This window comes from Dactylosporangium sp. CA-152071, assembly GCF_050936335.1.
GTDB lineage: Bacteria > Actinomycetota > Actinomycetes > Mycobacteriales > Micromonosporaceae > Dactylosporangium > Dactylosporangium maewongense.
Genome location: NZ_JBNJMZ010000001.1, coordinates 7,330,139 through 7,354,518, shown reverse-complemented (window position 1 = coordinate 7,354,518; position 24,380 = coordinate 7,330,139). Strand labels below are relative to the sequence as shown.

General features: G+C 73.5%; 21 protein-coding genes. 5 read left to right on the top strand and 16 right to left on the bottom strand.

The window, feature by feature from the left end; genetic code table 11:
- Positions 1-51: 51 nt before the first annotated feature.
- The 3 genes from ACQEVZ_RS33120 (at position 52) to rpsT (ending at position 4,298) form a co-directional block, all read left to right on the top strand.
- Complete coding sequence (locus ACQEVZ_RS33120; protein ID WP_433373746.1) at positions 52-2,523, top strand: PAS domain S-box protein; 2,472 nt, start codon at positions 52-54, stop codon at positions 2,521-2,523.
- Positions 2,524-2,630: 107 nt separating this feature from the next.
- Entirely contained in the window at positions 2,631-3,893 is a 1,263-nt protein-coding gene (locus ACQEVZ_RS33115; protein WP_433373743.1) for an Ig-like domain-containing protein, read from the top strand.
- A gap of 138 nt (positions 3,894-4,031) precedes the next feature.
- Positions 4,032-4,298: a 30S ribosomal protein S20 gene (gene rpsT, locus ACQEVZ_RS33110; RefSeq protein ID WP_344512338.1), complete on the top strand. Its 267-nt coding sequence runs from the start codon at positions 4,032-4,034 to the stop codon at positions 4,296-4,298.
- Between the two features lie 431 nt (positions 4,299-4,729).
- Here the strand turns inward: rpsT and ACQEVZ_RS33105 are convergent, their stop codons facing one another.
- The 9 genes from ACQEVZ_RS33105 to nadD all read right to left on the bottom strand — a co-directional run bounded on the left by ACQEVZ_RS33105 (position 4,730) and on the right by nadD (position 15,485).
- Positions 4,730-8,203 (bottom strand): hypothetical protein, encoded by a 3,474-nt coding sequence (locus ACQEVZ_RS33105; protein WP_433373740.1) that lies wholly within the window; start codon positions 8,201-8,203, stop codon positions 4,730-4,732.
- Positions 8,200-9,183, bottom strand: coding sequence for a DNA polymerase III subunit delta (gene holA, locus ACQEVZ_RS33100; protein WP_433373737.1), 984 nt, complete (start codon positions 9,181-9,183; stop codon positions 8,200-8,202). Before holA ends, ACQEVZ_RS33105 begins: the two co-directional genes overlap by 4 nt.
- 4 nt (positions 9,184-9,187) lie before the next feature.
- Positions 9,188-11,503: a ComEC/Rec2 family competence protein gene (locus ACQEVZ_RS33095; protein WP_433373734.1), complete on the bottom strand. Its 2,316-nt coding sequence runs from the start codon at positions 11,501-11,503 to the stop codon at positions 9,188-9,190.
- Entirely contained in the window at positions 11,500-12,285 is a 786-nt protein-coding gene (locus ACQEVZ_RS33090; protein WP_433373731.1) for a helix-hairpin-helix domain-containing protein, read from the bottom strand. The genes ACQEVZ_RS33095 and ACQEVZ_RS33090 overlap by 4 nt, the downstream gene beginning before the upstream one ends.
- Before the next feature lie 112 nt (positions 12,286-12,397).
- On the bottom strand, positions 12,398-13,264 hold the full coding sequence (locus ACQEVZ_RS33085) for a DegV family protein (RefSeq protein WP_433373728.1): 867 nt from the start codon (positions 13,262-13,264) through the stop codon (positions 12,398-12,400).
- A 144-nt stretch (positions 13,265-13,408) separates the two neighbouring features.
- Positions 13,409-13,669 (bottom strand): hypothetical protein, encoded by a 261-nt coding sequence (locus tag ACQEVZ_RS33080; protein ID WP_433373725.1) that lies wholly within the window; start codon positions 13,667-13,669, stop codon positions 13,409-13,411.
- A gap of 162 nt (positions 13,670-13,831) precedes the next feature.
- On the bottom strand, positions 13,832-14,431 hold the full coding sequence (locus ACQEVZ_RS33075) for a histidine phosphatase family protein (protein WP_344512324.1): 600 nt from the start codon (positions 14,429-14,431) through the stop codon (positions 13,832-13,834).
- The gene (gene rsfS, locus ACQEVZ_RS33070; protein ID WP_344512322.1) at positions 14,428-14,811 is read right to left on the bottom strand and encodes a ribosome silencing factor; all 384 of its coding nucleotides are present in this window, start codon (positions 14,809-14,811) and stop codon (positions 14,428-14,430) included. Before rsfS ends, ACQEVZ_RS33075 begins: the two co-directional genes overlap by 4 nt.
- Before the next feature lie 80 nt (positions 14,812-14,891).
- Positions 14,892-15,485 carry a nicotinate-nucleotide adenylyltransferase gene (gene nadD, locus ACQEVZ_RS33065; protein WP_344512320.1) on the bottom strand — a complete coding sequence of 198 codons (594 nt, stop codon included), beginning with the start codon at positions 15,483-15,485 and terminating at the stop codon, positions 14,892-14,894.
- Between the two features lie 83 nt (positions 15,486-15,568).
- Between nadD and ACQEVZ_RS33060 the strand changes: the two genes are divergently transcribed.
- A complete protein-coding gene (locus ACQEVZ_RS33060; protein ID WP_033365485.1) occupies positions 15,569-15,787 on the top strand; it encodes a DUF397 domain-containing protein in 219 nt (72 codons plus the stop codon).
- Positions 15,788-15,867: 80 nt separating this feature from the next.
- On the opposite strand, the gene ACQEVZ_RS33055 is transcribed toward ACQEVZ_RS33060, so the two are convergent.
- Both ACQEVZ_RS33055 and ACQEVZ_RS33050 read right to left on the bottom strand, forming a co-directional pair.
- Positions 15,868-16,383 (bottom strand): hypothetical protein, encoded by a 516-nt coding sequence (locus ACQEVZ_RS33055; RefSeq protein ID WP_344512318.1) that lies wholly within the window; start codon positions 16,381-16,383, stop codon positions 15,868-15,870.
- On the bottom strand, positions 16,380-16,562 hold the full coding sequence (locus tag ACQEVZ_RS33050; RefSeq protein ID WP_433373718.1) for a hypothetical protein: 183 nt from the start codon (positions 16,560-16,562) through the stop codon (positions 16,380-16,382). Before ACQEVZ_RS33050 ends, ACQEVZ_RS33055 begins: the two co-directional genes overlap by 4 nt.
- A gap of 266 nt (positions 16,563-16,828) precedes the next feature.
- Between ACQEVZ_RS33050 and trpS the strand changes: the two genes are divergently transcribed.
- The gene (gene trpS / locus ACQEVZ_RS33045) at positions 16,829-17,854 is read left to right on the top strand and encodes a tryptophan--tRNA ligase (protein ID WP_344512314.1); all 1,026 of its coding nucleotides are present in this window, start codon (positions 16,829-16,831) and stop codon (positions 17,852-17,854) included.
- Here the strand turns inward: trpS and ACQEVZ_RS33040 are convergent.
- The 5 genes from ACQEVZ_RS33040 to ACQEVZ_RS33020 all read right to left on the bottom strand — a co-directional run bounded on the left by ACQEVZ_RS33040 (position 17,787) and on the right by ACQEVZ_RS33020 (position 24,335).
- Positions 17,787-18,935: a hypothetical protein gene (locus ACQEVZ_RS33040; RefSeq protein ID WP_433373715.1), complete on the bottom strand. Its 1,149-nt coding sequence runs from the start codon at positions 18,933-18,935 to the stop codon at positions 17,787-17,789. The genes trpS and ACQEVZ_RS33040 overlap by 68 nt on opposite strands.
- A gap of 129 nt (positions 18,936-19,064) precedes the next feature.
- The gene (gene obgE, locus ACQEVZ_RS33035) at positions 19,065-20,519 is read right to left on the bottom strand and encodes a GTPase ObgE (protein WP_344512311.1); all 1,455 of its coding nucleotides are present in this window, start codon (positions 20,517-20,519) and stop codon (positions 19,065-19,067) included.
- A gap of 127 nt (positions 20,520-20,646) precedes the next feature.
- Positions 20,647-20,904 carry a 50S ribosomal protein L27 gene (rpmA, locus tag ACQEVZ_RS33030; protein WP_360567371.1) on the bottom strand — a complete coding sequence of 86 codons (258 nt, stop codon included), beginning with the start codon at positions 20,902-20,904 and terminating at the stop codon, positions 20,647-20,649.
- Between the two features lie 10 nt (positions 20,905-20,914).
- Entirely contained in the window at positions 20,915-21,229 is a 315-nt protein-coding gene (gene rplU / locus ACQEVZ_RS33025; RefSeq protein ID WP_033365478.1) for a 50S ribosomal protein L21, read from the bottom strand.
- Positions 21,230-21,356: 127 nt separating this feature from the next.
- Positions 21,357-24,335, bottom strand: coding sequence for an Rne/Rng family ribonuclease (locus ACQEVZ_RS33020; protein ID WP_433373710.1), 2,979 nt, complete (start codon positions 24,333-24,335; stop codon positions 21,357-21,359).
- Positions 24,336-24,380 lie beyond the last annotated feature (45 nt).

Sequence of the window (24,380 nt, the reverse complement as noted above, 5' to 3'; positions counted from 1 at the left end):
CCCCTTTGCGCGGGTACCATCGACCTAGCTGCTCGCGGGTTGGGGGTGGACATGCCGCAGCTCGACCTCGGCGTGCTCACGCAGCCCGAACGGCTTGCCGCGCTCCGGCGCGCCCAGACACTGCTGGCGTCGTCGTCCGCGCCGGTCGACGGCCTGGTCCGGCTCGCCGCACGCTCGGTCGTCGCCCCCGTCGGTCTGCTGACCCTCGTCGACGACGAGCGGATGCACATCATCGGCCGGCACGGCCTCCCGCCGGACCTCGACCGCGTCCACGCCGAGCCGGCGACCAGCTCGTTCTGCCAGTACGTGGTGACCGAGAACGCGCCGCTCGTCGTCAGCGACGCCCGGGACCACCCGGTGCTGCGCGACCTCGGCGCGGTGCTCGACCGGGGCGTCACGGCGTACCTCGGCCACCCCATCCACGACCTGCACGGCAACACGCTCGGGGCGATCTGCGTCACCGATTCGGTCCCCCGGCACTGGACCGACGACGACATCGCGGCCGTGTCGGAGTGCGCCGCGATGCTGGAGGTCATGCTCGGCGCCGAGACCAGCCGGCAGGACATCTCCATCGCCGCGGCCGAGACCGACGCGGTGCTGGAGACCGCGCTGGAGGCGTTCATCGCCATCGAGCTCACCGGCGAGATCACCCGCTGGAACAAGGCGGCCGAGCGCACCTTCGGCTGGTCCGCCGCGGAGGCGATCGGCAAGCAGGTGGACGAGCTGATCATCCCCGAGCGGTTCCGGGCGGCGCACCGCGCCGGGCTGACCAGGCTGGCGCGGGGCGGCGTACCGAAGCTGATCGGGCAGCGGCTGCAGCTGTACGCCACCAACCGGGCCGGCGACGAGTTCCCGGTCGAGCTGACCCTGAACGTCGTGGAGGGGCCGGCCGGGCGGCACGCGCACGCGTTCGTGTACGACATCAGCGAACGCGTCACCGCCGAGCGGCAACTCGCCCGCGAGCGGCACTTCCTCAGCGCCCTGCTCGACAACCTCGACGCCGGCGTGGTCGCCTGCGACGAGCGCGGCCGGCTGATCCTGTTCAACCGCGCGATGCGGGAGATCACCGGCGGCGACGCCGACCAGTCGACCGCCTCGAGCTGGGTCGAGACCTACCGGTCCTACGGGGACTCCGGCTCCTCGCAGGCGGAAGACCTGCCGCTCGTCCGCGCCTTCCACGGCGAGCACGTCCGCGAGGCCGAGGTCGTCGTCCACATGCCCGGACGCCCCCGGCGCAGCTTCACCGCCAACGCCCAGCCGATCCGCGACACCGACGGCAACCGGCTCGGCGCCGTCGCGGCCCTGCACGAGGTCACCGACCGGCGCCGGGCGCAGCGGCTCATCGAGTGCGAGCTCGCCGTCTCCCGCATCCTGGAGCAGGCGCCCACGATCGAGGACGCCGGCCCGGAGCTGCTCGGCACCGTCGCGCGCACCCTGCAGTGGCCGCACAGCGAGCTGTGGCTGGTCGACAAGGTCGGCAACGTCCTGCGCAACGCCGCCATGTGGACCGAGCCCGGCTACGTCATCCCCGAACCCGGCCCCCTCGCCCCCGGCGTCGGCGTCTCCGGGGTCGCCTGGGAGACCGGCCAGCCCGCCTGGGTCCCCGACATCTCCGTCGTCGGCAGCCGCCTCAACGTGCCGTCGCTGGCCCGGCACGGCCTGCGGGTCGGCCTGGCCGTGCCGATCCGCGACGGCACCGGGGTCACCGGCACGCTCAGCTTCTTCGGCGACGCCGCCGAGGAGCCCGAGCAGTCCCTCATCGCGCTGCTGTCCGGGATCGCCGCGCACGTCGGGCAGTTCCTGGAGCGCCGCCGCGCCGAGGACCTGGCCCGCCAGCTGGCCCGCACGAAGGACGAGTTCATCTCCCTCGTCGGCCACGAGCTGCGCACCCCGCTCACGTCGATCTCCTCGTACACCGAGCTGCTCCTGCACGACAACGACGACGAGACGACCCGCTCGCAGTTCCTGTCGGTCATCGCCCGCAACGCCGAGAACCTCCGGGCGATCATCGACGACCTGCTGGACCTGGCCGGCCTGGAGAGCGGCTACGTCTCCCTCGTCGAGCGTCCCCTGGACTTCGCGGCCGTGGTCGGCGACTCCGCGCTCGCGGGCACCCGCGCGGCGCAGGAGAAGGACATCGACATGCGGGTCACGCTCCCCGACGGCCCGGCGCCCGTCGCCGGCGACCCGCCGCGGCTGCGCAAGGTCGTCGACCACCTCGTCACCAACGCGGTGAAGTTCACACCCGCGGGCGGCCGGGTCGAGATCGAGCTGACCCGCGACCGGGCCGGCGTCGACCTGCGGGTCACCGACACCGGCGTCGGCATCCCCGAGGAGGAGCGGTCCCGGCTCTTCGAGCGCTTCTTCCGCGGCTCCAACATCCGCAGCCTCGGCCTGCCCGGCACAGGCCTCGGCCTGGCCATCAGCCGCACCGTCATCGAACGCCACGGCGGCACGATCACCGTCACCGACCACGGCGACAAGCCCGGCACCACGTTCCTCGTCCGCCTGCCGTCGCTGTAGCCCGTGGCGGCCGCCCGCTCGCCCTCCCGGCCCGCGACCACCGCCAGGTTGCCGTCCCGGCGGGCTCCAGGTTGCCGTCCTTGCGGACCCGGGCACAATGGTTGCTGATGCAACTACGACGACTGACCTCCGTGTTCGTGGTGAGCGCCCTGCTGCTCGCCGGCTGCAGCGACCCCGCCCCGTCCTGGAAGGGCGGCGGCAGCGGCTCCAGCGCGGCGGCCGCCACCGTCAAGGTGACGGCCCCCACCGACGGCGCCAAGGACGTCTCGACCGCGACGTCCCTCGTGTACGAGGCCTCCTCCGACGCCACGGTCACGCTGCAGGACGCCTCGGGCGCCACCGTGTCCGGCGCCGCCCTGCCCGCTGGTGGCCAGGGTGCGCCCTCCACCGGCGCCTCGCCCTCCACCGCCGCCTCGCCCTCCACCGCCGCCTCGCCCTCCACCGCCGCCTCGGGCTCCACCGGCGCCTCGGGCAAGGGGGTCGAGTGGATGCCGGACAAGCAGCTGAAGTACTCCACCGAGTACACGGCCACGATCACCGCCGGCAGCGCCAAGTCCACGGTGAAGTTCACCACCATGGCCAAGCCGTCCAGCCTCGCCCGCACCAGCAGCCAGATCGGCGACGGCCAGGTCGTCGGCGTCGGCATGATGATGATCCTGTCCTTCGGCGTCGAGATCCCGAAGGACAAGCGGGCCGGCATTGAGCGGCGGCTCCTCATGTCCTCCGACCCGCCGCAGGAGGGCAGCTGGAACTGGTACACCAGCAAGGAGATCCACTACCGCCCCAAGGAGTACTGGCAGGCGGGCACGAAGCTCTCCCTGCGCGCCCGCGTCGGCGGCGTCTCCTTCGGCGGCAGGTCCTACGGTGAGAAGGACATCACCGTCGACGCCACCGTGGGCAAGAAGCTCATCATGGAGGTCGACAACGCCACCAAGCAGATGACGATCACCGAGGACGGCGTCCTGCTCAAGACGATGCCCGTCTCCCTGGGCAAGCCGAGCAACCCCTCCGACAGCGGCAACTTCATCGTCATGGTGAAGAACGAGTGGGAGTGGTTCGACTCCTCCACCTACGGCGTCCCCGTCGACTCCCCCGACGGCTACCGCACGAAGGTCGAGTACCCCCAGCGGATCACCTGGAGCGGCCAGTACATCCACGCCGCCCCCTGGTCCGTCAAGGACCAAGGCAAGCGCAATGTCTCCCACGGCTGCGTCAACATCTCCCTCGACCTGGCAAAATGGCTGTACGGCGTGACCCACATCGGCGACCCCGTCATCGTCAAGGGCACCGAGGAGCGCGTGAAGTACGGCGACGGCTGGACCGACTGGGAACTGTCCTGGGACGAGTACAAGAAGGGCAGCGCCCTGTAAGACCCCACCCCACCGTGGCCGCCCGTTTTGGCTGGCAGGGTGGGGACCTGGTAACCTGATTCATCGCGCACGGTGACGCGTCCCTGTTGCTTGCGCCTAAACTTTTCCAACCCGAGCTAACAAGACGAGGTCTGTCGCGTGGCGAACATCAAGTCCCAGATCAAGCGCAACCGGCAGAACGAGAAGCGCCGCCTGCGCAACAAGTCGGTCAAGTCTTCCCTGAAGACCGCGATCCGCAAGTTCCACGAGGCCACCGCCGCCGGCGACACCGAGGCCGCCACCACCCTGCTCCGCGACGCCTCGCGCAAGCTGGACCAGGCTGCCAGCAAGGGTGTCATCCACAAGAACCAGGCGGCCAACCGCAAGTCGGCCATCACCAAGAAGCTGGGCTCGCTGGCCGCCTGACCGGCCCCAGCACTTCTTCTCAGCTCCGCGAAAGGCGCCGCCCCACCGAGGGCGGCGCTTTCGCTGTTCCCACTCCCCGCCGCGGACACCGGGGGCTGCCGCCGGCCCCGCTCCGCATACATCCGGGTCCTGGTAGCGCGCCCCCACCGCCCCGGGCATCGCTGCGCTGGAGGCGACCAGGGCCAGGCAGGCGTCCGCTTCCGGCACGCCGCCCGAACCCCGCTGACAGTCCGCCAGGCCCGGTCCCGGTCGAAGCCAACCCTTCCGCCATCGCCAGGCCACGCCCCAGACGCCGCCACCAGGCCGATGCAGCACCCTCAGACGCCAAGAGCCGGAGGCGACCAGGGCGAGTGCCCCGAGCCGCCTCCGGCTCATCGTTCATGGCGTCCAGCGCCCGTCAGGCCCCTGTACTGGCCGGCCTGCTGTTCGGCTCAGGCGAAGCGGCCCTGGTTGAAGCCTCCGGTCCGCTGCCGGGTCAGGTCGTCGTCGGTCCGCCAGGGCCGCTCGGCGTGCCGCCCCGACTGGAACTGCCCGGACGGGAAGTGCCCCGTGTCATCCGCCCTCCGGCGCCCTCCCGGCTGACGCTGCGCGTGGCGCCCACCGGCGGCATCCCGGTTGGCGGCGGTCCGGCCGTTGTCGACGGGTCGCACCGGCTCGTCGGTGTCGGGCTCGTCGGCCGGCTCGTACCCGTTCCACGCCGCCTGACCCGCCCCCCAACCGGTCTGCCCACCCCGGCTCGGCGCGGCACCCCACTGCGACTGGTCCGCCCACCCGGTCTCGTCGTCCCACTCCGCCCACGGGTCGACCGGCTCACCGGGCACCACGTTTCCGTGCCCGTCGCCGCGCCCGCCCTGCTCGCCGCCGGTGTACCCCGAGCCCGCCTGCCCGGCATACCCCGCCTGCCCGTCGCCCGCGTACTCCGCCTGGCCGTCGCCCGCGTAGCCCGCGTAGCCCGCCTCACCGCTGCCCGCGTAGCCTGCCTGACCGGCCGCGTAGCCTGCCTCGGCGCTCGCCGCGTAGCCCTGCTGACCGGGCACGTAGCCAGGCCCGCCGTCGCCCGCATGACCCTGCTGGCCGGTTGTGTAGCCGGCATCGCCGCTGGCCGCGTAGCCCTGCTGACCAGGCACGTAGCCCGCGTCGCCGCTGCCCGCCCGGCCGGACGCGTAGCCCGCTTCGCCGTTGCCCGCGTAACCCTGCTGGCCGGCGCCTGCGTAGTCCGCTTGGCCGTGGCCGCCCGCGTAGCCGGCCGATCCGCCGGCGACGGTGTAGCCGGCCCCCTGCTGCGCGTCGGCGTGACCGTCCGCGTACGCCTCCATCGCCGCCCGCGCACCCGGGGCCGCCTGCTCGGTGCGTGCGGCGGCGGCGCGGCTGATCCACGCGGCGCGGTCGCCCCAGGCGGTCTCGTCGCCCCAGTTGGCCTGGCCGTCGCCGGCACCTTGCCGGCCGGCCCACGCCGCCTCGTCGCCCCAGCCGGCCTCGGTGTCCTCGCCCCACGCCTGCTGGCCCTCGCCGGCGCCGCCGTGCCCGGCACGCGTCACCCGATCCTGGCCGGCGTCCTGGGCGACCTGCTCCCAGCCCGCGGGGGTGGCCCGGTCCCAGCGCTGACCCTCGTCGTCGTGCCCCCACTCCGGCGCGCCATGGCCGGTGTAGCCCTTCGGGTCGCCCTGCCAGCCCTGGGGACCGTGCTGCACGCCGCGCCAGCCACGGCCGTCGGAAGCGTCCTGGCCCCCCTGCGAGCCGTGGCCGTCATAGCCGCTACGCCGGCCGTGGCCGTCGGAGGCGTCCCGGTCGCCCTGCGAGCCGTGACCGTCGTGGCCGTCGTGACCGCTGCGCCAGCCGCGGCCGTCGGAGGCGTCCCGGCCGTCCTGCCAGTCGCGGCCGTCCTGACCGGCGCGCCAGCCACGGCCGTCCGAAGCGTCGTGGTCCGCCCGGCCGTCGTGCTCCCAGGCGCCGCTGTCGTGGGCTCGGTCCTGGGTGGGCCGGCCGGACACGTCCCAGGCCTCGGTCGCCTCGTCGTCGCGGCTGCGGCGCTGGCTGATCTGCGTGGCCTGGCCCCGGTCCTGGCCGGCACGGCCCGCGCGGTCCCAGTCCTGGCCGGTCTCGCCGGAGTGGTCCCGGTCCCGGCCGGTGCCGGAGTAGTCCCAGTGCTGACCCGCGTGTGCGGACTCGGCCGACTCGTCCCAGCCGCTGCGGGTCGGCCAGGTGGCGTCGCCGGCGGCCTGGTCCCAGCCCTCGTGCTCGCCGGTCCGGCCATGGCGGCCGTCGGACTCGTCGGCGTGCACGCGCGACCGGCGGCCGTCCGAGGTCTGGTACGCCGAGTGGCTACCCGTGTCCGCCTCGTGGATGTCCTCGTGACCGCCCTGGCGGAACGCGGACCGGGCGCCGCCGCCCTCCCCCGTCCGGAACGCCGGGTGAACCCCGGTGTCCCCGTCGCGGACCACGACCTGCTGACCTGGGACGCCTTCGCGGAACGCCCGGCCAGAACCCGTGTCACCCTCTTGGAAGGCCCGACCGGAGCCGGTCGTGTCGCCGTCGCGGAAAGCCCGGCCGGAGCCCGTGGTGTCGCCGTCGCGGAACGCCCGACCCGAACCCGTCGTGTCCCCATCCCGGAACGCCCGACCCGAACCCGTCGTGTCCCCATCCCGGAACGCCCGACCCGAACCCGTCGTGTCCCCATCCCGGAACGCCCGACCCGAACCCGTCGTGTCCCCATCCCGGAACGCCCGACCCGAACCCGTCGTGTCCCCATCCCGGAACGCCCGACCCGAACCCGTCGTGTCCCCATCCCGGAACGCCCGGCCAGAGCCCGTGGTGTCGCCGTCGCGGAAGGCCCGACCCGAACCCGTCGTGTCACCGTCGCGGAAAGCGCGGCCGGAGCCCGTCGTGTCGGCGTCGTCGAACGCCGCGTGGGAGCCGGTGTCGGCGTCGCGGACGGCCTGACCGGAGGCGGCGTGGTGGCCGGCGGTCTCGGCGGTGGGCTGGGTGGGCGGGGCGTCGCTGGCCGGCGAAATGCCGTATTCGTTGTTCGTCTCCGGCTGGCGGGCGCCGCGCGGCCCGCCGTCGCGGGCCGGGACCGAGATCCGGATGACGCCGACCTTCTTGCGCTGCGCCGGCGGCTCGCCGGATGCCGGCCGGGTCGCGGTGCGCGTGGCACCCGCGCCGCCCTGGCGGACGCCGACCCCGCCGGAGCCGTTGCCGGCGGAAGCGGCCGCGGCACCGGCGGACGAGCCGGCACCCCGGGCCCCGCCGGACGGATCCGAACCATCCGCCGAGCCGAAGCCCGCCGAACCCGAACCACCTGACGAGCCGAAGCCCGCCGAACCCGAACCACCTGACGAGCCAGAGCCGGCCGAACCCGAACGGGAGCCGTAGACGCCGGAGCCGCCGACGCCTGCCGCGGCGAAGCCGGACCTGGCGACGCTGCCCGCGGCCGCGCGGCCCGAGCCGGCGGTCGAGACCCCGATCCCGGACGAGTCGCGCCCGGCGCCCGCGGCGCGGGCCGCCGCGCCGGAGCCGGTGCCGGTGCCCCGGGCCATCTCGGCGCGGTCCAGCGCGGTCGTGGTCCGCCGGGTGGCGGATGTCGGCTCATCGGTCTCGGTGGCCGGATCCACCCGAGTGGATGACGCCCGTTCGGATGAACCCCGGGCCGCGGAACGCGCCTGCGCCCGGACCCGCTTCGAGCCGCCGATGGCCACGTCGTTGACCTTCACCATGACGGCGACGACGGCGGGGAGGACGGGGACCGCCCACCAGCTGGCCAGCTCGGCGAGTGCGAGCAGCACACCGCCCGCGATCATGCACTCGAACAGCATGAAACTGACGAATCCGCCGATATGCAGGTGGCGAAGCCGCAGCGCACGCACATACAGCGGCGCCTGTGAGGCGAACCCGTTGCTCGTCGTCATCGTCCTATTCCTCCAGCACGCGCCGCGACCACTGCGAACACAGCCCGCTCGAGCGCATAGCCGCGGTCGTCCGAGCCACCCTTCACGGCGGCATTGCACTCTGCCGCCACTCGCATGGCATCAACGAGCGCCTCGGCCGTCCAGCCACGGGCTTGGCGCTGTGCGCGTTCGACCTTCCACGGAGGCATTCCCAAATTTCCGGCGAGTTGATATGCGCTGCCCTTGCCCGCGGCGGCCACCCGGGCGACGGTGCGGACGCCGTCGGCGATGGCGTCGGCGATCGGCACGGGGTCCACTCCGACGTGCATCGCCCACCGCAGGGCCTCCAGCGCCGCGGCCGTGTCGCCGACCATGACGGCGTCGGCGACGGTGAACCCGGAGACCTCGGCGCGGCCGCGGTAATACTGCGCCACGGTGCTCACGTCGATCCGCCCGCCGGTGTCGGCGACCAGCTGCGAGCATGCGGCGACCAGCTCGCGCAGATCGTTGCCGACGGCGCTGAGCAGGGCCTCTGCCGCGTCCTCGCCGATCTTGCCGCCCTGCCGGCGGATCTCGTTGCGCACGAAGTCGACCCGCTCGCGGTGCTTGCCGATCTTCGCGGCGGGCACGACGTCGGCGCCGGCGGACTTGAGCCCGTCGGCGAGGGCCTTGCCCTTGGCGCCGCCGGCGTGGGTGACGACGAGGACGACGTCGTCCTCGGGGTCGGCGGCATAGGCGAGCAGCGCCGCGACGATGTCCTTCTTGGTGTCCTGGCCGCTGTCGACGACGAGGACCCGCCGCCCGCCGAACAGCGACGGGCTCAGCAGCTCGGCCAGCTCACCGGCCGTCAGATCGGCCCCTGGACGGCGGTGGACCTCGGTGTCGGGGTCGTCCGCCCGGGCGGCGGCGATGGTGTCGGTGACGGCGCGGGAGACGAGCAGCTCCTCGTCGCCGATCACCAGGCGGAGGCGGGGCAGACCAGATCCAGACACGCGAGCCATCGTGTCACGACCCCCTGACAAAAGCGGACGAGCCGTGGGCCACGACCGCGAGCCGACCGGCGGCGTCCCGGACCACGGCGATGTCGCCTTCCTCGTCGGTACGGACGACCCGCGCACCCCCGCGGACCAGGCGGCTCAGGACGGCGGGGCTCGGGTGGCCGTAGTCGTTGCCGGAGCCGACGCTGACCAGGGCGACCCTCGGGGCGACCGCGTCGAGGAACGCCGGATCTTGATACGCCGAGCCGTGGTGGGCGACCTTCAACACGTCGGCGTGCAGGGGCGCGTCGAGCAGGCTCAGCTGCTCCTCCGTCTCGGCGTCGCCGGTGAGCAGGATCCGGATCCCGCCGACGGTGACCGCGACGACCAGCGAGTTGTTGTTGACGTCGGACCGGGTGCCGGTCACGGGGCGGGCCGGGCCGAGGACGGTGAGCCGCGCCGCGCCGGCGGTGAGGACGGTGCCGGCGGGCGCGTCGAGGGTGGCGACGCCGCGGGCGAGGACGGCCCGGCGGCCGCTCGCGGGCTCGGCGAAGGGCGGCACGAGCAGCCGGTCGACGCGGCGGCGGCGCAGGACGCCGTCGAGGCCGCCGATGTGGTCGACGTGGAAGTGGCTGACGATCAGCAGCGGGACGCGGCGGACCCCGAGGTCGCGCAGGCAGCGGTCGACGGGGTCGGCCTGCGGTCCCGCGTCGACGACGACGGCGTCGCCGCCCCCGGCGGCCACGACGAGCGCGTCGCCCTGGCCGACGTCGCAGGCGACGACGACCCAGCCGGGCGGCGGCCAGCCGCCGGCGAGGATTCTGACGGGGACGGCGCCGAGCACGCCGGCGAGGGTGATGACGACGACGATCCGCCGCACCGCCCGGCGCCGGAACGCGAGGATCAGCGCCGCGAGCAGCCCGCCGAGCAGGATCCCGCCGAACGCGCCGCCCGGCCACGGGAGCACACCGTCCGGGACGGCGGCGCCGTGGTGGGCGATCGCGACGAGCCAGCGGGCCGGCCAGGCGGCCACCCAGGCGGTGAACGCCGCGACGCCCGGCAGCACCGGCGACGTCACGGCGGTGATGATGCCGAGGATCGTGGCGGGGGCGACGGCGGGCGCGGCGAGCAGGTTGGCCGGCACGGTCGTCAGGCTGACGCCGCCGGAGATGCCGGCGATCACCGGCGCGCACGCCGCCTGCGCCGCGGCGGGCACGCAGACCGCCTCGGCCGCGAACGCCGGCCAGCCCTTGGCGCGCAGGGCCTCCGCCCAGCGCGGCGCGAGCAGGACCAGGCCGCCGGTGGCGAGGACGGACAGCGCGAAGCCGGCGTCGACGGCCAGCTCGGGGTCGGCGACCACGAGCACGAGGACGCTGGTCGCGAGGGACGGCAGGACCGCCCGCGGGCGGCCGAGCGCGAGCGCGACCAGGGCGAGGCCGCCCATCGCCGCGGCCCGCAGCACGCTCGGCGACGGCCGGACCAGCACGACGAACCCCGCGAGGGCCAGCACGCAGATCAGCGCGGCGACCTTCGGGCCGGCGCAGCACCATCGGGCGAGCAGCAGCACCAGCCCGACCACGATCGCCAGGTTCGCGCCGGACACGGCGGTCAGGTGGGTCAGGCCGGTGGCGCGGAAGTCGTCGGCGAGCTGCTGGTCGAGCCGGCTGGTGTCGCCGACGACGAGCCCCGGCAGCAGGCCGCCCGGTTCCGCGGGCAGGGGCAGGCAGGCCCGCTGGAGGCCGGACCGCAGCGTGCCGGCGGCCCGCTGGATCGCCGGCGCCGGGGTGACGCGGGCCGGGGCGTCGGTGACGGAGATGATCGCGGCGCGCAGGTCGCCGCCGTCGGCCGGGGACAGCCGGCCGGTCGTCTCGACCCGCTGGCCCGGCAGCAGCCCCAGCCAGCCCTTGTCGGCGGCGAGGACCAGCACCCGTGCGCCCAGGTCCACGTTCATGCCGTCGGCCGTGCGCAGCCAGGTCAGCCGGGCGGGCAAGACGACCGTCGGCGACCGGCCCGCCGTGGAACGGCCGAGCCGCGGGTCGTCGGAGATCCGCAGGCCGAGCCGCACCGTCGTGTGCGCGGCCGCGAGGCCGGCGAGGGGCTCGGCGTCGCGCTCGCCGACCCGGGCGGCGGTGGTGACCGCGCCGCAGGCGACGCCGAGCAGTGCCGCGACGACCACCCACCGGGTCGGGCGCAGCGCCCGCACGGGAAGCCGCCCCCACAACGCGGCGAGGGCCACCGCGCCGAGACCGACCGCCCAGCCGGCCCGCGCGGGGCAGAACAGGCAGCCCAGCGCGGTCAGCCAGCAGCCGATCGCGGCGCCGGCCAGGCGCAGGTCGGTGCTCACACCGTCACCCGGTCCTTGAGCTGCGCGAACTTGGCGTCGCCGATGCCTTCGACCTGGCGCAGGTCGGTGACGGCGCGGAAGCCGCCGTGACGGTCGCGGTAGTCGATGATGCGCTGCGCGAGGACCTGACCGATGCCGGGCAGCGTCTGGAGCTCCGCGACGGTGGCGGTGTTGAGGTTGACGGGGCCACCGCCGCCGGAACCGCCGCCCGCACCGGGTGGCGCGGCACCGGGCGGCGCAGGGATCCCGACCGCGATCATCTCGCCGTCGACGACCTTGCGGGCGAGGTTGAGGCCGGTCGGCTCGGCGCCGGGCAGCAGGCCGCCGGCGGCGGTGATGGCGTCGGCGACGCGGGCCCCGGGTGGCAGGTCGACGAGGCCGGGGCGCTGCACCTTGCCGACGACCGAGACGACCAGCCGGGGCGGGGCGCTGGAGGCCGCGGCGGGCGGGGCGGCGGAGACGGAGGCGACCGGCGGCGCCGGGGTGACCTGCGGCCGGGAGCGCCAGGCCAGGAACGCGGCCACGCAGACGACCAGCACGGCGACCACGACGAGGGCCCGGACTCCACGCCGACCGGGGTCGACCGCCGACAGCCACGACCGCCCACCGGAGGCGTCCGGACCGGGACCGGGGTCCAGGCCAAGGTCAGGGCGAGGGTCCGGAGACCCGGCGGACCGAAACGACTCATCCCACGGATACGGATCGGGATCCGGCGGGAGGCCGACCACCCTCGCCAGCCGCCCCGCCGTCTCGCTGTCACCGTCTGCAGTACTGCGCCTCATGCCCGGTCACGCTAAGACCGGTCACGACCGCGCCACCCCCGCGAACGCACCGCCCTGTGGACAACCACGCGCTTGTGGACAACCGACACGAAGGGACAACCGACAGCGGCGGCTACACCGTGTGCACCACCACGGCCACCATCCCCGGCCCGACGTGGGCGCCGACGACCGCGCCCACCTCCGTCAGGTACACCCCCCGCAGCCGCTCCCCGAGCCGCTCCTTCAACGTCGTGAGCAGCGCATCGGCGCGCTCCGGCGCGGCCAGGTGGTGCACCGCCACGTCGACGACCGACGACCCCGCCGCCTCGTCGGCCATGTCGACCAGCCGGGCCAGCGCGCGGCTCGCCGTGCGGACCTTCTCCCGCACGACGACGCCTTGGTCGGTGGTGTGCAGGATCGGCTTCACCGACAGCGCGGTGCCGAGCAGCGCCGCCGCCGCCCCGATCCGCCCGCCCCGGCGCAGGAACTCCAGGGTGTCGACGTAGAAGAGCGTCGAGGTGCGGCCGACCGCGTCGAGGGCGGCCTGCCTCGCCTCCGACAGCGCGGCACCCGAGGAGGCCGCGGCCGCCGCGGCGAGGGCGGGAAAGCCCAGCCCCATCCCGGTGGACTGGGTGTCGACCACGGAGACGGCATCGCCGAACTCGGCCGCCGCCAGGCTGGCCGCGTCGTAGGTGCCGGAGAGCTTCGCCGACAGGTGCACGGACAGGACCGCGGTCGCCCCGGCGGCGAGCAGCCCCCGGTAGACGTCGGCGAACGCCTCCGGCGAGGGCCTGGAGGTGGTGACGGCGACCCGCCGGGCGTTGAGCGCCTCGGCGACGGTGGCGGAGTCGACATCGACGGTGTCGAGGCCGGGGACGCCGTTGACGACGACGGCCAGCGGCACGACGGTGAGCCGCCGCGCCGGGTCGGTGGCCAGCTCGGCCGGCAGGCAGGCGGTCGAGTCGGTGACAACGGCGACGGCGGGGGGTGCGCCGGTCATGCCGCCACCTCCGCTGCGCTCCGGCGTCGGCCTGGCCGACGGACTGCGCTCATGATGCCGACGCTCCGCTCCGGTCCGGTCATGACGGCACGGTACCCGACCGTCCGCTCCGCTCCGGTCCGGTCATGACGGCACGGTAGCCGATCAGCCGCCCTGGACCGAGCTCACCTGGAACGGGGTGCCCTGCTGGCACGTGCTCATCAGGTCCGGGGTGGGCCGCCCGGTGACGGTGACCTGCTTGCCGACCTGCAGCACGGCCCGGTCACCACCGATCAGCAGGTACGTCTTGTCGGGCGCGCGAAGCAGCAGGCAGCCCGACTCGACACCCTCGACGACCTGACCGGAGACGGTGATGGCGGCGGGAGCGGAGCCGGGGGCGGCGGCCGACGACGGCGCGACCGACATGGACGACGGAGCGGAAGCGGAGACCGACGGAGGCTCCCCGGGAGAGGAGGTCGGAGACGCGGCACAGCCGCCGAGCGCGAGAGCTACGGCGGCCACCAGAAGCACAGAACGCACTGCCATGATCCCTTCGACGCTACCGGCGCCCGCCCGGTTCCGCGACAATCATGGCAGGTTGTGGCCAGCCAGCTGCCACCCCCGGGTCGCGTCGAACCGCAGGTCGGTCGAGTGGCAGTTGTGCAGCGCGCCCAGCGTCGCCGCCAGCGCGTGCGGCCAGCCCAGCAGCGCGCACGTGCCGTGCCTGGCCACGGCGCCGTGCGTCGCGACCACGATCGTCGACCCGTCCGGCGCCGCCGCGACGATCTCCTGCAGCGCCTCGGTCATGCGCTTGCTGAGCGCGTCGACCTCCTCGACGCCGGCGTCGTCGACGGGCTCGCCCCGCCGCCACCGCTCGAACGCCTCCGGCCAGGTCGCGCCGATCTCGGCGTGCGTCAGCCCCTCCCACTCGCCGAAGCTGCGCTCGCGCAGGCGCGGGTCACGGGTGACCGGCACGTCCACGAGCGCGGTCAGGGCGTCCATGGTGGTGCTGGCGCGGCGCAGATCGCTGGAGACGAGCACGGCGGGCTCGAGCGCGGCCAGCCGGGGCGCGGCCGCGGCCGCCTGCGCCAGACCGGTCTCGGACAGCGGCGTGTCGATCTGCCCCTGCACCCGCCCACCGGCATTCCAGGAGGTCTGTCCGTGCCTCCAGAGAATCAGCCTGGTCACGCCGGCGCGGGCAGGTCGCGGTCGACGAACTCGATGACCGGGCAGTCCTTCCACAGCTTGTCGAGCTGGTAGAACTCGCGCTCCTCGCTGTGCTGCACGTGCACGACGATGTCGACATAGTCCAGCAGGACCCAGCGCCCGCCCCGGTTGCCCTCGCGACGCACCGGCTTCGCCTTCTCGGGCAGCTGCACCAGCTGCTCCTCGATGGCATCGACGATCGAGAGGACCTGCCGCTCGTTGGGCGCCGACGCGATCACGAACGCGTCGGTGATGGCCAACTGGTCGGCGACATCCAGGATGACGATGTCTTCAGCCTTCTTGTCGGCGGCCGCCTGTGCAGCGGTGAGCGCCAGCTCGATGGCACGCTCAGTCGCGGGCACCGGGCTCCCTTCGTCGGTCTCCCCCGGCCTGCTGTGCCGGGCTCGTTCTAGCCTCTCACGCCCGTACGACACTCTGCCCCTCAGATGTTGTCGACTTTTCGGTACAAACCGCGCTTAGCGATGTATTGCACCACTCCGTCGGGGACGAGATACCAGACCGGCTTGCCGGACGCGACCCGCCGCCGGCAGTCGGTGGACGAGATCGCCATCGCCGGCACCTGGACCAGGCTCACCGAGTCCGCCGGCAGGTGGGAGGCGTCGAGCTCGAACCCGGGCCGCGTGACGCCGACGAAGTGCGCGAGGTCGAAGAGGTCCCGCGCGTCCTTCCACGACAGGATCTTCTTGAGCGCGTCGGCGCCGGTGATGAAGAACAGCTCCGCCGACGCGCCGTACTGCTCGCGCAGGTCACGCAGCGTGTCGACGGTGTACGTCGGCCCGCCGCGGTCCACGTCGACGCGGCTGACGGTGAACCGCGGGTTGGAGGCGGTCGCGATGACCGTCATCAGGTAGCGGTCCTCCGGCGAGCTGACCACCGACCCCGTTTTCTGCCAGGGGTCGCCGGTCGGCACGAACACCACCTGGTCCAGCCCGAACCGATCGGCCACCTCGCTCGCCGCGACCAGGTGGCCGTGGTGGATCGGGTCGAACGTCCCACCCATGATGCCCACGCGCATCCTGGCATCGTAGTGATCACCACGTCGCCCGGACGAGTGCTCCGTTTCCGTCGTCCCATGTTGTACGTGTAGCCTCAAGTTCCATGACGTTGTCGCACCCGAAGGGTGCCTTTGACAGCTCCCGCGCCGTGTGGCGCTCGGCGCCGGGCGAGAGCCACGGCAGCCGCGTGGAGGTCGCGTTCGTGGACGACCTGATCGGCCTGCGCAACGGCGCCGACCCGCACAGCCCGGTGCTCGTCTTCACCCAGGACGAGTGGGACGCCTTCGTGGCCGGCGCCAAAGACGGCGAGTTCGACGTCTGAAAAGCCGCACAGCGGCGACAGACGCAAAGCCGTAACGCCGCAGCCGCCGCAACAGCGACGGCCGCGGCGACGACCGACCGTCACGGATACAGCAGCGACCGGATCGGCGGCATCCGCTCCAGCTGCGGTGCCAGCGCCCGCAGCCGGAGCGCCAGCGTGACCGCCTCCAGCGTCACGTCGGCGTTCCCGGCGGACGGCACCGGCGCGCGGTGCAGGTCGAGCCAGGCGGACACGTCCGGCCAGTGGTAGACCGGCCGCCGCGGGTGCTCCCGGACCGGCGCCGGAAACCCGGCGTGCGTCCACCCCCGCACGACCTCGACCGGCCGCCGCACCCGGGCCGCGATCACCTCCAGGGTCACCAGCGGGTCGTCGGCGACCGCCCGCACGATGCCGACCCCCGCCGCGTCCAGGTCGCGGACCCCGGACACCACCGCGTCGACCAGCGTCGGCGCGACCCGGTCGAATGCCACCCAGGCGACCCCCTCGCCGGGCACCACCTCCACGCTCAGGTCGTCCGCCCTGTCGAACAACAGGTCGGCCCGCTCGTCGTCCAGCGGCCCGCTGGCGGTCAGGCGAAACTGGCGCAGCATGGTCACCGCCCGCACCGCGCGTGCCGCTGCACGAACGCGTCGATGCGCCGCGCCACCAGCTGCGCCACCATCCCCGGCGGCACCTCACCGGGCACCCCCAGCCACCCCCGGCAGCCGGGACAGCTGAGCCGCAGCCAGTGCCGCTCCCCCGCCACGTCGATGTCCGCCCCTGTCATCTCGTGCATGTCGCGCCTCCCCGATCGAACCTCCGCTCCAGCCAACACCTGGATCCGCCGCTTGGGAGGGGCCAGAGAGGGGGCCACTGTGACCACGGCAAGTGCCATCGCGGGCTGCTATCGTGGTGACGTGCTGCACCGTGATTCGAGCTGGCGCGCCCGCTAGGGGCGGCCGCTGTTTCCTGCACACATCCCCATCGAGGCCGTCCGTTTCCGGGCGGCCTTTTGCGTGTCCCGGTGGCGGCGGGCCTCCAGACCCAGACCGAGGAGCCCCCATGTCCCGCCGCATCTCAGGCTTCAAGCCCACCGGCCCGCTGCAGCTCGGCAACTACGTCGGCGCCATCAGACCCGTCGTCCGGGGCCAGCACGAGCAGGACACGGTGGCGTTCATCGCCGACCTGCACGCCCTGACCGTCCAGCACGACCCCGTCCTGCTGCAGAGCCGGTCCCGCGAGGTGGCCGGCCTGATGCTCGCCGCGGGCGTCGATCCCGATCGGACGCTGCTCTACCGCCAGTCCGACGTCGCCGCCCACCTGGAGCTGCACTACCTGCTCGAATGCGTCGCCAGCTACGGTGAGGCGCACCGGATGATCCAGTTCAAGGAGAAGGGCGGCGGTGGCGGCTCACGGCTGTCGCTGCTGACGTACCCGGTCCTGATGGCCGCCGACATCCTGGTGCACGACATCGACGAGGTACCGGTGGGCCGCGACCAGCGCCAGCACGTCGAGCTGACCCGCGACCTGGCGGAGCGGTTCAACGAGCGGTACGGCCGCACGTTCACCGTGCCGCGGGCGGTCCACCCGGCGTTCGCCGCCCGGATCGCGGACCTCGCCGACCCGGCCCGCAAGATGGGCAAGACCAACGCCTCCACCGCGGGTGTGCTGTTCCTGCTCGACCCGCCGGACGTGCTGCGCCGCAAGGTGATGCGGGCGGTCACCGACGCCGGCACGGAGGTGGTGTACGACCCGGAGGGCAGTCCCGGCGTCGCCAACCTCCTCGACATCCTGGGCGCGCTGACCGACCGCGCGCCGGAGACCATCGACTTCCGGGGCAGCGGGTACGGCCGGCTCAAGACCCAGGTCGCCGACGCGGTGATCGCCACTCTGGAGCCGCTCCAGCGCCGCTACCAGGAGCTGACCGACGAGGAGATCGAGGCCGTCCTCGCCAAGGGCGCCGAGCAGGCCGCCCAGACCGCCGACGCGACCGTGCGCCGCGCCAAGGCGGCGATCGGCCTCACAGGTGGACGGCGCGCTCCCGCAGGTAGCCCAGCGACGCCGGTGACGGCCGGTCGACCGCGGTGAAGCGCGCCGGCCGGAAGTCGATCTCCTCGATCAGCAGGTCGGCCTCGATCATCAGCGCCCACGGCACGTAGAACACCCGCTCCCCCGGCAGCGCCACCCCGACGAAGTCGACGACCGGCAGCAGCGTCGGCTTGCCGACCGCCCAGACGGCGGTGGTGAACGTGGAGCCATCGGGCCGGGCGGTCAGGGTGCAGTCGGACAGGCGCGGGTCGGCGAGGGTCCGCCGCTGGTGCTCGGCCACGTCGGTGGCCAGGCGGCGGCGGGCCTTCGCCGCGGCGTGGAACGCCGGGTGGCCCGGCGACGGGTCGAAGGGCACGACCCGTCCGTCGTCGTCGGTGGTGTACGCCATGGGCGACAGCGGCACCGGCGTGCGCGCGTACTCGTCGGCGGCCAGGTCGAACAGCTGCTCCACCAGGCGCGGCTCGTCGGCGCAGACCAGCAGCATCAACGTGCTCGGCAGGAACGCGACGGCCCGCCCGCCGACCTGCTCGTCCAGGTCGGCCAGCCAGCCCTCCAGGAGCACCCAGGAGACCAGGTGGTCGCCGGAGTGGTCGGGCACGTGCAGCACCGACGGGCCGAAGAGCGCGGCGCTGGCCGGCAGTTCGGCGCGGGCGAGGGTGTGCTCGTGCGCGGCCGCGAAGATCTGCTCGGCGCTGACCCCCCAGCGGGCCGGGCTGTCCAGGTCGACCGGGATGTCCTCGACGAGCACGACCTCGTCGAGGTGCGGCAGCGCGGGCCGGCGCAGCGTGCGGGTGCCACGGGCGGCGTGCCGCAGGGCGAGGCGCAGCCGCGGCAGCGCCTCTTCGAACGTCGAAGGCTGGGCCGGCGGCGCGAGGCTGCTGGCCACGAAGTCCCGCACGAAGCGCTTCCGGTCGCCGGGTCTGCGTTGATACTGGCTGAATGCCTTGGCCAGGAAGAGCCAGCTGTACGCGTCCTGACCGCACTCGCACACGATCGCGAACTGGGTCGGGCGGAACTCGGCGTCCCGGACACCGAGCCTGCGCAACTCTGCCAGCACCTGGTCGGCGAAGCGCTCACGTGGCGATCGCGCAGGTCGGGTCAGCCGCTCGAGGATGCCCACCGACCGAACATTAGCCTCACGCGAGCCCCCGCGCGATGGCCTCGGCGGCCATTGCCGGTTTTTCGTAGCAGAGGCTGAGCGGACAGTAGACGGACGTAACCCGCAGATTCGTACAAACGGATCGGCGGGTCAGAAGTCGTCCTGGTCGTCCTCGTCCGAGGGGGCGAGCTCCAGCGTCTCGTACGGCTGACGGCGGGCCCCCCGCATCGCCTTGCGCTCCGCGGCGCGGACCCGCTTGTTGGGCTCCTCCAGGCGGTAGTCGGTGCCCCGGTTGCCCGGCACGAAGTCGTCGGCGGTGTACGTGTTGGGCTGCCAGTCGAACTCGCGGGCGCCGATGCGGACCGGCGACCCGGGCTCCGCGCCGGCCTTCTTGAGCGCGTCCTCGACGCCGAGGCGGGCGAGCCGGTCGGCGAGGTAGCCGACGGCCTCGTCGTTGTCGAAGTTGGTCTGCCGGACCCAGCGCTCGGGCGCGCCGCCCCGGACCACGAAGACGCCCTCGTCGTCCTGGACGATGGTGAAGCCGCTGTCGTCGACGGCGGCGGGACGGATGACGATGCGGGTGCGCTCCGGCGGCGGGGCCAGCTTGCGCTGCTGCCCGACCAGCTCCGACATCGCGAAGATGAGCTCCTTGAGCCCCTCGTGGGTGACGGCGCTCACCGCATACACGGCGTAGCCGCGCTCCTCCAGGTCGGCGCGCATGATGTCGGCGAGGTCGCGACCGTCCGGCACGTCGATCTTGTTCAGCGCGACGATCCGCGGCCGGTCCTCCAGGCCGCCATACGCCGCCAGCTCGGCCTCGATCGCGTCGATGTCGGACACCGGGTCGCGCTCGGTCTCCAGGGCGGCGGTGTCGACCACGTGGACCAGCACCGCGGTGCGCTCGATGTGCCGCAGGAACTGCATGCCGAGGCCCTTGCCGGTGGCGGCACCGGGGATCAGGCCGGGCACGTCGGCGACGGTGAACGTGTTGTCGCCGGCCTGCACGACGCCCAGGTTGGGCACCAGGGTGGTGAACGGGTAGTCGGCGATCTTGGGCCGGGCCGCGGAGATGACCGAGATCAGCGACGACTTTCCGGCCGACGGGAAGCCGACCAGGCCGATGTCGGCGACGCTCTTGAGCTCCAGGACGACGTCGATCTCTTCGCCGGGCTCGCCGAGCTCCGCGAAGCCGGGCGCCTTGCGGCGGGTGTTGGCGAGGGCCGCGTTGCCGCGCCCGCCCCGCCCGCCGCGGGCCAGCTCGAACTCGGTGCCCTCGCCGATCAGGTCGGCGATGACCTCGCCGTCCATGCTGTGCACGACGGTGCCGTCGGGCACCCGCAGCACGAGCGTCTGCCCGTTGGCGCCGTCGCGGTCGTTGCCCGCGCCGCCGGCGCCGTTGCCACCCTTCTGGTGCGGGTGGAAGTGGAAGTCGAGCAGCGTGTGCACGGCCGGGTCGACGACGAGCTTGACGCTGCCGCCATGGCCACCGTCACCGCCGTCAGGGCCGCCGAACGGCTTGAACTTCTCGCGGTGGATGGACACGCAGCCGTGGCCACCGTCGCCCGCCCTCACGTGCAGCACGACGCGGTCAACGAACGTGGTCACGACCCGATCCCCTCAACCTCACAGATCGCCGGCGGCACGGCACTGCCGCACCCCGAGGACCTCACGAACACAAGAACGGCGGGCCGGGAGCGAATATGCCCCCGGCCCGCCGTCCGGAAAAGCTGCTTCAGCCAGCGACCGGGGTGATGCTCACGGTCTTGCGGCCCCGCTTGGTGCCGAAGAGCACGTGGCCCGCGGCGAGCGCGAACAGCGTGTCGTCGCCACCGCGGCCCACCAGGTCACCCGGGTGGAACTTGGTGCCGCGCTGCCGGATGATGATCTCGCCGGCGTTGACCAGCTGGCCGCCGAAACGCTTCACGCCGAGCCGCTGGGCAGCGGAGTCGCGCCCGTTCCGCGAGCTGGACGCACCTTTTTTATGTGCCATCGCGCTGCCCCTACTTCCCGGTGGAGATGCCGGTGACCTTCACCTGGGTCAGCGGCTGGCGGTGACCCTGGCGCTTGTGGTAGCCGGTCTTGTTCTTGAACTTGTGGATCCGGATCTTCGGACCCTTGGTGTGCGCGACGACCTCAGCGGTCACCGCAGCGCTGGCAAGCTTCGCCGCGTCGGTGATGAGATCTTCGCCGTCGACAAGCAGCACCGCCGCGAGCGACAGGGAGTCGCCAGGCTGGCCCGCGAGCTTCTCGACCTCGATCACATCGCCCTCGGCGACCTTGTACTGCTTGCCGCCGGTCTTGACGATCGCGTACATCGGACGCGGACTCCTGTCGTAGCTACTGGCGGTTGGTCATCCGCGTGACCCATACAAAGCACGCAAAGACCCGACGCACGAAAGTGCGCCTTGAGAAGGGTACGCCATCGGTGGCGTACCCCCCAAATCAGGGGCGGGTCCGCCTGCGCAGACCACCCCGGCGGGTCCGGCGGCGGGCACCGTTGCCGGCCGACTCGTCCTCGTCGTCGTCGATGTTGTCCGGGTCGTCCTCGGAGGCGATCGGCGTGAACTCCGCCTCCTCCTCGACGTCCTCGACCGTGTGCGGCACGTCCACCGAGTCGGTCTCCTCCTCGACGGCCTCGACGGCCTCGGCCACCTCCGCGACCGCGGCGCCGCCCCGGCGGCCACGCCGGCGACCGGTGCGGGCCGGCTGGACGTCGGCCTCTTCCACGCCGCTGGTGACGGTCGCCGCGGCCACCTTCGCCGCACCGTGACCGTTGCTGCCGGCGCTGCCGCCGCCACCGCGCTTCTCGGGGATCGGCTCGGTGTGGATGATCAGGCCGCGGCCCTTGCACACCTCGCAGGTCTCGCTGAACGCCTCGAGCAGGCCCTGACCGACCCGCTTGCGGGTCATCTGCACCAGGCCGAGCGAGGTGATCTCGGTGACCTGGTGCTTGGTCCGGTCCCGGCCCAGGCACTCGGTCAGCCGGCGCAGCACCAGGTCGCGGTTGGACTCCAGGACCATGTCGATGAAGTCGATGACGATGATGCCGCCGAGGTCCCGCAGCCGCAGCTGGTGGACGATCTCCTCGGCCGCCTCGAGGTTGTTGCGGGTGACCGTCTCCTCGAGGTTGCCGCCGGCGCCCGTGTACTTGCCGGTGTTGACGTCGATGACGGTCATCGCCTCGGTGCGGTCGATGACGAGGCTGCCGCCGGAGGGCAGGAACACCCGCCGGTCGAGGGCCTTGATCAGCTGCTCGTCGATGCGGAGGTCCGCGAAGACGTCGTTGACGCCGGTGTACCGCTTGACCCGGTCGACCAGGTCCGGCGACACGTGCGACAGGTACGGCTCGACCGACTCGTAGGCGTCGTTGCCCTGGATGACCAGCTCGCCGAAGTCCTCGTTGAACAGGTCACGGACGACCCGCACGACCAGCTCGGGCTCCTCGTAGAGCAGGGCCGGCGCGCTGCTGCTGCCGGACTTCTCCTGGATGGCCTCCCACTGCGCCTGCAGCCGCTTCACGTCGCGGGCCAGGTCGTCCTCGCTGGCGCCCTCGGCCGCGGTGCGCACGATGACCCCGGCGCCGTCGGGCACCAGGTTCTTCAGCACGTCGCGGAGGCGCTTGCGCTCGATGTCCGACAGCTTGCGGCTGATGCCGGACGCGTTGCCGTGCGGCACGTAGACGAGGTGCCGGCCGGACAGCGCGATGTGGCTGGTCAGCCGGGCGCCCTTGGTGCCGATCGGGTCCTTGGTCACCTGGACCAGCACCGAGTCACCCGACTTGAGGGCCTGCTCGATCGAGCGGGTGCGGCCCTCCAGGCCGGTCGCGTCCCAGTTGACCTCGCCGGCGTACAGCACCGCGTTGCGGCCCCGGCCGATGTCGACGAACGCCGCCTCCATGCTGGGCAGCACGTTCTGCACGCGGCCGAGGTAGACGTTGCCCACCATCGAGCTGGACGAGGCCCGGGTGACGTAGTGCTCGACGAGCACCTTGTCCTCCAGGACCGCGATCTGCGTGCGGTCGTTCTTCTGCCGGATGACCATCGTGCGGTCGACCGCCTCGCGGCGGGCCAGGAACTCCGACTCCGACAGGATCGGCGGGCGGGTCCGGCGCTGCTCGCGGCCGTCGCGGCGACGCTGGCGCTTCGCCTCCAGGCGGGTCGAGCCGGAGATCCCCTGCACCTCGTCGCGCTCGCGCTCGCGGGCGGCCGGGCGGGGCTCGCGGATCTTCACGACCACGTGCGGGTCGTCGGCGGGCTCGGTGTCGGCGGAGCCCTTGCGCCGGCGGCGGCGCCGGCGGCGGGTCATGCCCTCGCCGTCCTCGTCGCCCTCGTCGGACGCCTCGGCGTCCTCGTCGGCGGCCGCCTCCTCCTCGCCCTCGGCGTCGGTCTCGGCCTCGCCCTCGACCTCGTCCATGTCGTCGCCGAGCGTGCCACGGCCACGGCCACGGCCACGGCGGCCGCGCCGCCGCCGGCGGCGGGTGCCGGGCTCGAACTCGTCCTCGTCCTCATCCTCGTCGACCTCGGCGTCGACCTCGTCGGTCTCCACCGGAGCCTCGACGGCGGCGGGCGCCTCCTCGGCGCCGCGGCGGCCCCGGCGCCGGCGGCTGCGGCCGACGGGCTCCTCGGGAGCCTCCTCGCCCAGGTCCTCGTAGTCGACGGCGGCGACGGCCGGCGCGGCGAACGGGTCGATGCCGGACGTGGCGCCGGACGCGGCACCGAACGCCGGGGCGGCCGGGCGGACCGGCTCCACCTCCTCGCTCGGCGGCATGAACAGCACCTGGATCGGCGCGGCCCGGCGCCCCCGGCGGGCGGGCGGCTCCTCGACCGGCGCGACGACCTCCTCGGCGGGGGTCTCCTCGACCGCCTCCTCGACCGCCTCCTCGCCCTCGGTCTCGGCCGGAGCGGTCTCCTCCGGAGCCTCGGCGACCGGTGCCTCGGCGACCTCGGGGGTGACGGCCTCGGGCACCGGCAGCGGCTCGGGCTCCTCCACCGGCGCGGCCTTGACCGCCCGGCGGCGGGTGCGCTTGACCGGCGCGACGACGGCCGGCTCACCAGCCTCAGGGGCCTGGTCGCCGACGGCCGCTGGGCTGTCCGCAGCGGCGGCGGCCGGGGTGCCGGCGTCCAGCGGTAGCGCCTGCTGTCCAGACTCGCCCAAATCGTCCGATTCGGCGCTCGCTGTCGCCTTCACCGCTCTGCGGCGCGTCCGGCGGACCGGCGCGGCCTCCTCCGCCGGTGCCGCTTCCGGGGTCACCTCCGGAGTCGCCTCGGCAGCGGCCGCGTCTGGCTCGGCGGCGGGGGTGGCGGCCGCCTTGGTGGTCCGGCGCCGCGTGCGGCGGACGGGAGTGGTCTCTTCGGTGGTAGCGGCGTCTGCAACCGGCGCGTCGCCGGTTGCCTCGCCGCTTGCCGACTCGTTGTCGAACATGCGGACGTTCTCCAGTTCTGGCGCTCCCGGGCGCGTAGCAACGCA